This is a genomic window from Micromonospora endophytica (assembly GCF_003236305.1).
Classification (GTDB): domain Bacteria; phylum Actinomycetota; class Actinomycetes; order Mycobacteriales; family Micromonosporaceae; genus Micromonospora; species Micromonospora endophytica.
This window is the reverse complement of record NZ_POTX01000011.1, coordinates 42,952-53,055: the sequence shown is the minus strand read 5'-3', so window position 1 is coordinate 53,055 and position 10,104 is coordinate 42,952. Positions and strand designations below refer to the sequence as shown.

General features: G+C 70.4%; 11 protein-coding genes and 1 pseudogene. 6 read left to right on the top strand and 6 right to left on the bottom strand.

Features of this window, described 5'->3' with window-relative positions; translation table 11 throughout:
* A pseudogene (locus tag C1I93_RS03215) lies at nt 1-1,251 on the top strand (DUF4153 domain-containing protein).
* Nucleotides 1,252-1,281: 30 nt separating this feature from the next.
* Here C1I93_RS03215 and C1I93_RS03210 read toward each other — a convergent pair.
* The gene (locus tag C1I93_RS03210) at nt 1,282-2,046 is read right to left on the bottom strand and encodes a class I SAM-dependent methyltransferase (RefSeq protein WP_111241687.1); all 765 of its coding nucleotides are present in this window, start codon (nt 2,044-2,046) and stop codon (nt 1,282-1,284) included.
* A gap of 79 nt (nt 2,047-2,125) precedes the next feature.
* Here C1I93_RS03210 and C1I93_RS03205 point away from each other — a divergent pair, with 79 nt between their 5' ends.
* Nucleotides 2,126-3,040 carry a MerR family transcriptional regulator gene (locus tag C1I93_RS03205; protein WP_181444994.1) on the top strand — a complete coding sequence of 305 codons (915 nt, stop codon included), beginning with the start codon at nt 2,126-2,128 and terminating at the stop codon, nt 3,038-3,040.
* A gap of 14 nt (nt 3,041-3,054) precedes the next feature.
* Here C1I93_RS03205 and C1I93_RS31345 read toward each other — a convergent pair whose 3' ends face one another.
* From C1I93_RS31345 to C1I93_RS03175, 5 genes are all read right to left on the bottom strand, one after another.
* Nucleotides 3,055-3,321 (bottom strand): UTRA domain-containing protein, encoded by a 267-nt coding sequence (locus tag C1I93_RS31345; protein WP_111241686.1) that lies wholly within the window; start codon nt 3,319-3,321, stop codon nt 3,055-3,057.
* A gap of 463 nt (nt 3,322-3,784) precedes the next feature.
* Nucleotides 3,785-5,011: a hypothetical protein gene (locus tag C1I93_RS03190; RefSeq protein WP_111241685.1), complete on the bottom strand. Its 1,227-nt coding sequence runs from the start codon at nt 5,009-5,011 to the stop codon at nt 3,785-3,787.
* A gap of 85 nt (nt 5,012-5,096) precedes the next feature.
* Nucleotides 5,097-5,771, bottom strand: coding sequence for a GOLPH3/VPS74 family protein (locus tag C1I93_RS03185; RefSeq protein ID WP_111241684.1), 675 nt, complete (start codon nt 5,769-5,771; stop codon nt 5,097-5,099).
* Nucleotides 5,768-6,487: an ABC transporter permease gene (locus C1I93_RS03180; protein ID WP_111241683.1), complete on the bottom strand. Its 720-nt coding sequence runs from the start codon at nt 6,485-6,487 to the stop codon at nt 5,768-5,770. Before C1I93_RS03180 ends, C1I93_RS03185 begins: the two co-directional genes overlap by 4 nt.
* Before the next feature lie 26 nt (nt 6,488-6,513).
* Nucleotides 6,514-7,395 (bottom strand): ABC transporter ATP-binding protein, encoded by an 882-nt coding sequence (locus tag C1I93_RS03175; protein WP_111241682.1) that lies wholly within the window; start codon nt 7,393-7,395, stop codon nt 6,514-6,516.
* A 108-nt stretch (nt 7,396-7,503) separates the two neighbouring features.
* Between C1I93_RS03175 and C1I93_RS03170 the strand changes: the two genes are divergently transcribed.
* The 4 genes from C1I93_RS03170 (at nt 7,504) to C1I93_RS03155 (ending at nt 10,073) form a co-directional block, all read left to right on the top strand.
* Nucleotides 7,504-8,658, top strand: a complete 1,155-nt coding sequence (locus C1I93_RS03170; protein WP_111241694.1) for a sensor histidine kinase — start codon at nt 7,504-7,506, stop codon at nt 8,656-8,658.
* Nucleotides 8,655-9,257 carry a response regulator transcription factor gene (locus C1I93_RS03165; RefSeq protein ID WP_111241681.1) on the top strand — a complete coding sequence of 201 codons (603 nt, stop codon included), beginning with the start codon at nt 8,655-8,657 and terminating at the stop codon, nt 9,255-9,257. Before C1I93_RS03170 ends, C1I93_RS03165 begins: the two co-directional genes overlap by 4 nt.
* Before the next feature lie 228 nt (nt 9,258-9,485).
* Nucleotides 9,486-9,749 carry an isochorismatase family protein gene (locus C1I93_RS03160; protein WP_223256330.1) on the top strand — a complete coding sequence of 88 codons (264 nt, stop codon included), beginning with the start codon at nt 9,486-9,488 and terminating at the stop codon, nt 9,747-9,749.
* A gap of 15 nt (nt 9,750-9,764) precedes the next feature.
* Nucleotides 9,765-10,073, top strand: coding sequence for a GNAT family N-acetyltransferase (locus C1I93_RS03155; RefSeq protein WP_111241680.1), 309 nt, complete (start codon nt 9,765-9,767; stop codon nt 10,071-10,073).
* The last annotated feature ends 31 nt before the right edge of the window (nt 10,074-10,104 follow it).

Genomic DNA, 10,104 nt, shown 5'->3' with positions numbered 1-10,104 from the left:
GTGCTCGGCTTCCGCAACGCCTGGTGGCTCGTGACGTTCTGCGTACTGGGGGCGCTGGGCTGCGCGGCACTTGCCATCGTCGGCGGTCGACGGCTCCGCTCGATCCTGTTCAGCCTGGTCGCGGCCCCCATCGCCGGGCTGCGCGGGCTGCCGTGGGTGCGTACCCACATCCGGGCCCCCGGCAGTCCCGGTGCCGCGCGCCGCGCCGTCTGGTCGGTCGCCGCCACGGTGGCCGTGCTCGTCGTCTTCGGTACGCTGCTCTCCTCCGCCGACGCCGCCTTCTCCCGGGTGCTCGGTGCCGTCATCCCGGAGATCAGCAGCGGCGGGGTGTTCCGCTGGTTGTTCCTCGCGGCCGTGGGTGGGCTGATCGCGGTGGCCGCCGTCTACACGATCGCCGCGCCGCCGGACCTGGCCCAGGTGGACCGGCCCACCAGCCGTCAGGTCGGTCTGGTCGAGTGGGCTCCGCCGATCGCCGCCCTCACGGCGCTCTTCGGTGGCTTCGTCGCGGTGCAGTTCACGGTGCTCTTCGGCGGGCAGCGGCACGTGTTGGAGACCACCGGGCTCAGCTACGCCGAGTACGCCCGCAGCGGCTTCTGACAGCTGGTCGTGGTGACCCTGCTGACGTTGGCGGTGCTCGGTGTGGTGACCCGGTGGGCTCGCCGGGACCGGCCGCTCGACCGGATCCTGCTGCGGGTCCTGCTCGGTCTGCTCAGCGCGTTGACTGTGGTCATCGTGGTGTCGGCGCTGTCGCGGATGTACACGTACCAGAAGGTCTACAGCTTCACCGGTGAGCGGATCTTCGTGATGGCGTTCGAGTTGCTGCTCGGCGCGGTCTTCCTGATGATCCTGGTGGCCGGCGTACGCTGGCGCGGCGGTTGGATCCCGCGGCTGGCCACCGCGCTCGGGGTGGCGATGCTGCTGGGTCTGGCGGTCCTCAACCCGGAGGACTACGCGGCCCGCCGCAACGTGGCCCGGTACGAGCAGACCGGCCGGATCGACGCCTGGTACCTTCGCGCGCTCTCCGCCGACGCCACGCCCGCCCTGTCCGCCCTGCCCGACCCGGTCCGCCGCTGCACGCTGAGCTGGATCGCCGACGACCTGGCCGAGCCGGACCCGTGGTACACCTGGAACCTCGGCCGCCTGCGGGCCCGGGCGGTGCTCGACCGGTTGGGCCCGGACGCCATCGGCAACCAGCGCGACTGCCGCCGCGCCGACCAGTTCGACCTGCCCAAGACCCGGTCACCGCGCTGACCGGCGGCACTCCCGTCGCCTGATCGTCGGTCATGGCCGGCCGACGATCAGGCGCAGCGAGCCGTGGAAGGTCGGCTGGTCGCGCAGCTGTCCGTGGCGGGCGTCCCAGGCACCGGATTCGAGATCGGCCCGGAGCCGGTCGACGGCGCGGGTGGTCGCCACCTGGTCGACGAAGCCCCACGCCGACTGGGCGGCCCGGACCCGTGGGTCGAGGAACCGTTCCGGACGGGCGTAGTAGGCCTCGGTGAACCCGTCCACGCAGTCGACCGGGATCGGCACCTCGTGGACAGCCACCTCGGTGCCGATGGCAGCCGCGATGTTGTCGATCGCCGGATAGCGGCGGCGTTCGGCGGCGATCAGCTCCGGGGCGTACTCGGCGAGCCAGAAGCGGTCGAGGGCGGCACCGTCGAAGGTGAGCACCAGCACCGGCCCGCGGGCGACCCGGCGAAGCTCGGCCAGGCCGCGTGCGGTGTCCGCCCACTGGTGCACGGTGACTGTCGCCATCACCGCGTCGAAGGCGTCGTCGTCGAAGGGTAGGGACTCGGCGGTGGCATCGATCGCCGGCACCGCCGTCGCCGGCCGCTGGGCGCGCATCCGGGCCGAGGGTTCGACGGCGACCACGTACCTGTCGGCGGGTTCGTAGGAGCCGGCGCCCGCCCCGACGTTGAGGACGGTCCGGGCGTCGCCCAACGCCGTGTGGATGAGGGCCTCGATCCGTGGATCGGGACGCCGCTGGCTGGCGTACCCGTGGCCGGTGCGCTCGTAGTCGACGTCGCCGCCCGAAGTTCTGATCATGCGGCAAAGCTAGACCCGTACCTCGGGGTACGGGTCAAGGCTTGACCCGTACCTTCAGGTCCGGGTTTAGCATCGGGGCGTGCGGGTGGGTGAGCTGGCGCGCCGGACGGGTACGACGATCCGGGCCCTGCGGTACTACGAGTCCGTCGGGCTGGTCGTGCCGCGCCGGCTGGGCAACGGCTACCGCGAGTACGACCCGATCGCGATCCGCCTGGTCGGCCAGATCCGGGAGCTGACGGCGCTCGGGCTCAGCGTCGAGGAGACCCGCCCGTTCGTCGAGTCCATCGCGGCCGGCTCCGACGACGCCGACGTCTGCCCGGCCGCGCTGGCCACCTATCGCGGCACGGTCAGCGCGTTGCAGGAACGCATTCGCAAGCTGACCGCGCAGCGGGACGCCCTCAACGCCCGCTTGGACGCGGCGACCGGCCGGGTCCTTCCTGGTCGGTCGACGAGTGGCGGCGTCCCGCACCACCTGGTGGGTACGGCCCTGCCGGCGCTGAAGTTCTACGCCACCGACGGGCGGCCTGTTGACCTGGCCTCGCTGGGTCCGGGACGCAGCGTCATTTTCGTCTACCCGCTCACCGGTCGACCCGGTGTCGACCTGCCGAACAGTCTGCTGGAGGTGCACGGCGCGCTGCGTGGCGCCGACCAGCCGACGTGGTTCCGTGACCATCATGCGGAGATCCGCACCGCGGGCGCGGACCGCGTCTTCGGGCTGTCCGCGCAGTCAACCGGCTATCAGCGCGAACTCGTACACCGGTTGCGGCTGCCGTACCCGCTGATCCCGGATCCGCGCCGCACGCTCGCCGCCGCGCTCGGGCTGCCCACCTTCACCGCCGGGGACATGACGTTGTACGAGCGGTTGACCCTGATCATCACCGATGACGTGGTCGAGCACGTCTTCCACCCGATCCACTCCCCCGCCTCGCACGCGCTCGACGTGCTGCGTTGGCTCACCAAGAGACGCCTGCCGGGTCGGCGACCTGCCCGGTGACCTCTGCCTCAGCATCAGGTCGTCCCGGTCAGGGCTGGAGCACGCGTCGGGGCCGCCCGCGGTACGGACGACGGCACTGAGCACCCGATGCCACCGGTGACGGCGATCGGCTCGTACGAGTCTGCGAGCTGGATGGGATTGCCGTCCGCGAGGTACCGGTACCTGGTGTGCATTACCGTGTCGCCGGGCCGGATGCCGAGTCGCCCCGCGACGTGCGGGCCGCCGGCCACCGCCGCGAACGCCTGCGCCAGCCGGTCGGCGAGCAGCTTCTCAAGACTCATGGGTACGCCAATCTCGCTCCGATCCGGCTGCGGCAGACAGCCGGATGCTTCGGAAAAATCCTCGGGAAGCGGATCGACAGGCGACCGGGTGGCCCGGCGGATCGATCCGCCGGTCGCAGAAAGGGTCAGCTCAGGCGGTCGAGTGCGGCTCGCAGGCGAGCCACGGTTCGCTCACGTCGAAGGACCTCGATCGACGCGGACAGCCCCGCCGACGAGGGCGCGAGACGGGCGAGGACCGCGGAGCTGGACACGACGACAGCTTACCGAGATCCATCGGAAAGAGGCCGGTCCGCCGTCGTTGAATGTCGACAACGGCCGGCCCTCGCTCGCCTGCGCAGCCACGGTGCGACACTCGTCGGCGAGTTGGCCCGGTACGAGGACAGCTACCTGCTCTGCTATGTACGCGGTCCGGAGGGCATCGTCGTCAGGCTGGCCCAACATCTCGGCTGACGGCTACCGGCTGTCACTTGCGGCCGCGCCGCGCGGAACGGGACTGGTCGGCCCGGGGCATCACCGGAAGTGTGTACGAGTCCGGACCCGCAGGCGATTCCCGAACCGTCCGCGAAATAGATGTCAGGTGCGCGGTGTGCCTCCAGCTCGGCGTGGGGTCGTGTGGTGCCGACCCGTCCCGCGCGCTCGGGAGCATCGCGTCCGATTCCGCGCTTGTGTACCTGCGGGCGGGTGCCGACCATGGCGTCGTCTCGCCGGGCGGCTCGGGGCTGACGTATCGCGTTGACGGCTCGGGAGTGCCGTATCGCGTTGACGGTTCGGGGCTGACGTACCGCGTTGTCGGCTCGGTGCCGACGTATCGCAGCGGTGGCTCTGGGATGGCGTACGGCGTCAAGGGCGACGGCGGGGCGCTGGGAATGGGCTGCCCGTACCCGTACCCGAAGTCGAAGGTGTTCTGGGGCGGTGCGGGGACACGCCGAGGCACGGGTCGCGGCTGGTACCGGTCGGCGGTCCCGTCGGCCGCCGCGACGATCTGCGCCAGATTCTGCATCTCCCTCGGGTCTTTTCGGTACAACTGGTGCAGGTCCGGGTTGTGCTGGACGAGATAGGCGGCGGCCACGGCGCTTCTGAGAAAACGCTGTTCGTACGGGTCCAGTTGTTGGGTGTGGAGCACCCGCATCCACCTTTCGACCTGCTCCTGGGTGATCGGAGCCCGTGGCTTTTCCCCGCCCACTGGGTAGTCGGCACGGGCGAACGGCGCCTGCTGCTGCTCGCCGTAGTCCGGGTAGTCGGCACGCGCGGCCTGCCGCTGCTCGCCGTAGGCCGGATAGTCGGCACGCGCGGCCTGCCGCTGCTCGCCGTAGGCCGGATAGTCGGCACGCGCGGCCTGCCGCTGCTCGCCGTAGGCCGGATAGTCCGCGCGGTCATCCGGTGTCGATGCCCTCGCGTCGCCCTGCCGTCTGCGGACCTGGCGCAGCAACCAGTTGAACGCCACCCGGGCCCGCCCGAACCAACTCTCCCGCAGGCGCTCGTCGACGAGGCTCGCCGTGTCGGCACGGATCTGCCTCGTCAGCCCCCTGGTGTTCGGTGCCCGCAGGCCGCCGGCCAACTCGTGTCCGGGCCGGCGCTCCGCGCGATTGTTGTCGATGGCGACGCGGAAGTCCCTGTCCAGCGAACGCTGGACGCGGCGCAGTGTGCTGTTCGAGATCTCACTGGGCAGGTCCCACTTCAGTTCCGACATGCCCTCCCCACGAACGAGCCACCCACGCGGTTCACTGCCGGCTGGAATTGCATCGGTGTCGTCGTCCACCCATGTGGGTCCGCTCTCACCCGGTGGCGGCGATGATGGCGCTGTTGACGACCGTGGCGGTCACGGTGCGGGTCACGGCCTGCCCCGCGGCGTCGGCGCCCCAGTCGCCGCGTTCGAGTTCCTTGGCCCGCGTGATCACCGATGACGTCCAGGGAATCTCGCTGTGGAACTGCGGGAGCGTGCCGCTCGCCGAAAGCAGTGCCGCCAGCGCGGCGACCCGGGCCTGCGGCTGCGCACCCTCCACGAGCACCCGTCGGACGTCGGCGAGCAGACCGGCTCGTCGTCGGGTCCGGCCGTCCCGCAGGGCCGTCGTCGGGAAGAGGCCAAGTACCTTACGGGGCTCCTGGTCGATGTCGCCTCGGGCAATGAGCCTCGCCAACACCGGCTCGCGCAGGGCGGGACCGATCGCCGCGAGTGCCGTCTGCACTCCCCTCGGCTTCTCGGCGAGGTAGTCCCACGCCGGGCGGAGAAGCCCGTCCGGCGGTGGGTGCCCCGCCACGCTCCTGACCTGGCCCTGGGCCACCGTGGTCAGGTGGTCGCCGAGGGCGAGGTCGGCGAGCACGGCGCCGCCGAGGACGTAGAAGAGAGTGTTCTCGCCCGCGATGGTGCCGGACGCGGGTTGGAACAGCAACAGCAGGAGATCCTCCACCAGGGTCGCGGGGTCCGGATACGTTCGGGGTTCGCTGTTCATCGGCGGGGCTCCCAGCGGAAGAGGCGGGTGGCGAGGGACACGGCGATGGCGACCCAGGCCAGGGTGGGCGCGAGCAGGGGCAGGGATTCGGTCACGGCGACGCCGCCGTTCCAGGCGGTCATTGTCAGTTCGGTGGCCGCGCCACCGGGCAGCAGTCGCTTGAGCCAGGCGAGGTTCTCGGTGCTGGAGATGCCCACCCAGCTGGCCACGGCGATCACGCCGAGACTGACCGGCAGGGTGGTCACCTGGGCGTGCTCGGGCGAGTTGGTCAGGCCCGCGGTGGCCAGGGCCAGGCTGGTCATCATCGCCAGGGTCGCGAGGACCGCCACCACGAGCAGGACGACGTTGTCCGGTCCGTCGGTCACCACGGCCAGTGCGATCAGGATCGCGGTCACCTGCACCACGGCGAGGACCGCGACGGGCAGCAGCAGGCCGGTGAGGATGGTGGAGTCGGCGACGGCGGTGGACCGCAGCCGCTTGAGGAAGAGGTTCTGGCGTCGGGAGGCCAGGGTGGTGACGGCGGTGGTGTAGAGACCGAACGCGGCCACGGTGAAGATCACGATCGCCGCGATGTAGCCGAGGCTACCGATGGCGGCGAAGGTCTCGTGCTGGCGTACGAAGAACACGCAGACCGCCACCGGCATGATGAGGCTGGTGACCAGCACCAGCCGGTTGCGGAAGATCTGGATCAGTTCGCTGGACGCGATGGACAACATGGCGGTGTTCCTCTCGGACGAACGAATCAGCTGCTGATGGCGCGGAAGACGTCGTCGAGCCGGGTCGGCCCGGCCTCCAGATCCGCCAGCTCCACGGCGTGCTCCTGCGCCCAGCGCAGCAGCAGGTGCAGGTCCTTCTGCAGGGCGAAGGTCTCGACCACGGCCTTACCGTCGGCGTCGACGACGGCCGGCAGCGGCAGCGCCGGTACCCCTGCCGGGAAGGAGAAACGGATGACGGCCGGCAGCGTGCGGGTCAGCTCGGCCACGGTGCCCTCCCGGTGGAAGGTGCCCTGGTGCATGAGCCCGATCCGGTCGGCCCGCTGCTGCGCCTCCTCCAGGTAGTGAGTGGTGAGCATGATTGTCGCGCCGTTCTCGCGCAGTCGGTCGACAGTGGCCCAGACGGCGTCGCGGGAGGAGATGTCCAGTCCGGTGGTCGGCTCGTCCAGGAAGATCAGCTCCGGGGTGCCCCAGACGGCGGTGGCGAAGTCCAGCCTCCGCTTCTCCCCGCCGGAGAGCTGCGAGACCTTCCGGCGGGCCCGGTCGGTGAGGTCGACCAGGTCGAGCACCCGGTCGACGTCGTCGGTGCGTCGGGTGAGCCGGCCGATCAGGCCGACGGACTCACGGACGGTGAGGTCCGGGGAGAAACCGCTCTCCTGGAGCATGACGCCCATCCGGGGACGGACCGCCCGCCGGTCCTGCGGGTTGCGCCCGAACACGCGTACGCTGCCCGAGGTCGGCGTCCGATGCCCCTCGATGGTCTCCAACGTCGAGGTCTTGCCCGCTCCGTTCGTGCCCAGCAGTGCGTAGAGTTCCCCGGGCCGCACCTCGAAGGAGAGATCCTTCACGGCGTGAAAGTCACCGTAGGTCAGGTTCAGCCGGTCGACTTCGATGACGGATGTGGTGGACATACCTGCTATGACAGCGCGTACGCGGCCGAGGCGGCAGTGGCGTGGCGTCACGACCACAGGTGACGTGGTGTCACTGGTCGGGGCCGGTGACCGCCGGATACTGGAGTGGTGACCGCACCATCGCCGCGCTTCACCGAGTCGACGCAGGGACGGCTGCGCCGGCTCAATCTGGCGACGTCACTGCCGCCGGTCGTGATAGCCGCCGTGGCGCTGCTCTACCTCGACACGCACACCTGGTGGCACGTGTTCGTCCTGGGGCCGGGCGTCGTGGCGGCCGTGGTCGCCTTCGAACGCTGGACAGCCAGCGACCTGGCCCGGTTCGCGCTGCCCTGCGTGGTCGTCGCGGCACCGGTGTGGCCGCTGGGGGTCCTGGTGACCGGCAGTCCCAACGCCTACTGGGGCATCTGTGCCGTGGGTTCGCTCGCCCTGCGGGAGGTCCGGCGGCATCGCCGGCTGGTGATGGCGGGACTCTTCTCCTACGTCGCCGTCGTCGGCACGGCACGGCTGCTGGTCGAGCGGGACGACATCGGCGATGTGCTGGTCCGCTACGTTCTCATCCCGACCGTCCTCACCGTTGTCGTGACGGTCATGACTGTGGTGGGCGAGCGGTTCTACGACCTCATCCGGGAACTGGAGCAGACCCGTGAGCGCGAGGCGGAGTTGGCCGTGGTGCGGGAACGCGTGCGGTTCGCCAGCGACCTGCACGACATCCAGGGCCACACCCTGCACGTGGTCAAACTGAAGATCGCCCTGGCCCAGCGGCTGTTGGACCGCGACTCCGCACGGGCGGCCAAGGAGCTGAAAGAGACGTACGCCCTGGTCAGCGACACCATCGCGCAGACCAAGGAACTCGCGTACGCCCAGCGGCGGCTCAACCTCACCGCGGAGATCGAGAACGCCAAGAACCTGTTCGAGGCCGCCGGCATCCGGGTCCGGGTGACCCGGGAGGCCGAAGTCGACGCCCGCACCAGCGAGCTGCTCGGGCAGGTGCTGCGCGAGACCACCACCAACATCCTGCGGCACGCGCAGGCCACCCAGGTGCAGATCACGCTCGCCGAGTCGGGCATCACGATCGTCAACGACGGGGTGAGCGGCGACGCTCCGCCGCAGCTCAGAGGGCTCTCCGCGCTTCGGCAACGGGTGGCGGACGACGGAGGCGAGCTGACCGTGGAGCAGACCGACCAGCGGTTCCTGACCGCCGCGGCCTTTCCACCCGCTCGTGTCGACGCGGCCCCGACAGCACGGAAGGAAGACGGCCGATGACCACCATCGTGCTCGCCGACGACGAGGTGCTGCTGCGTACGGCCCTGGCCGCGCTGCTGCCGATGGAGGGCGAGATCACCGTCCTCGCCGAGGCGTCCGACGGCGAGACGGCCGTCGAAGCCACCCTGCGGCACCAGCCCGACGTGCTGGTCATCGACCTGGAGATGCCGGGCGTGGACGGCCTCGGCGCGGTCGCCGAGATCCGCCGCACGCGACCGGAACAGGTGATCCTCATGCTGACCCGGCACGCCCGCCCCGGCGTGCTCCGCAAGGCGCTGCGCCTCGGCGTCCAGGGCTTCGTCAGCAAATCCGCCGAACCGGCCCACATCACCTCCGTCATCGCCACCCTGCACGCCGGCAGACGCTGGATCGACCCGGACGTGTCCGCGCTCGCCGTCACCGAGGACTGCCCCCTCACCGACCGCGAAGCCGACGTGCTGCGGGAAACCGGCGAGGGCTACTCGGTCGTCGACATCGCCGCCCGGCTCCACCTCGCCCCGGGCACCGTCCGCAACTACCTCTCCCAGGCCATGCGCAAGACCCAGACCCGGACCCGCCACGAAGCAGCCCGCTACGCCCGCGAACACGACTGGCTCTGACCGGCGGTACGACCGGTAGCTGACGTGCGCGACCACGCAGCGTCAACCCGATTGGTTGCGAGCATGGACTCCACCCCGATCACCGCAGACCTCCTGCGCGGCGCGCTCGACCTGCAACGCACCGCCGCATCGCCGAACGCTTCGCCAAGCAGGCATTCGCCCGGCTCATACCGGCCGACAACCCGACTGGTTGACGTATCAATAATCGGCACCTAGTGTAGATGACGCATCAACCAAGAGGGCTTCGACGTCTTCGTGGTCACCGACGCCTCAGGCGGTGTCTCGCACGAGGCCCACGACATGGCGGTGCGCCGCATGGTCCAAGCCGGCGTGGTGCCGATCACCTGGATGGCCGTGCTGGGCGAGTGGCAACGCGACTGGGCCCGCGAGGAGACCATCGCGGGCGCCGGCGGGGTCCAGGCGCAACACGGTGGCGCCAGCGGCGTGGCCTTCGCCTGGGAGACGCAACTCCTGGCCGGAAGCGGCCGCTGACCTCAAGGAGGACACATGACAGTGAACGTGAGCGATGCACCCGAAGCCAAGCAGTACGAGGCTCGGATCGAGGGCGAGTCCAGGGTCGCGGGCGTCGCGCAGTACATCCGCACCCCGGAACTCATCGCGTTTGTACACACCGAGGTCTCGCCGGAGTACGAGGGCAAGGGCGTGGGGGCGGCCCTGGCCCGCGCTGCCCTCGACGAGGCCCGCGCCGCGAACCTGCTGGTCCTGGCCACCTGCCCGTTCATCGCGGGGTGGATCGCCCGGCACCCCGAGTACCAGGACCTGGTGTACCAATCCCGCAGCCGGGTCAGTGACTGAACAGCCGGGCACGGCAGCGATGGAGGTCAGC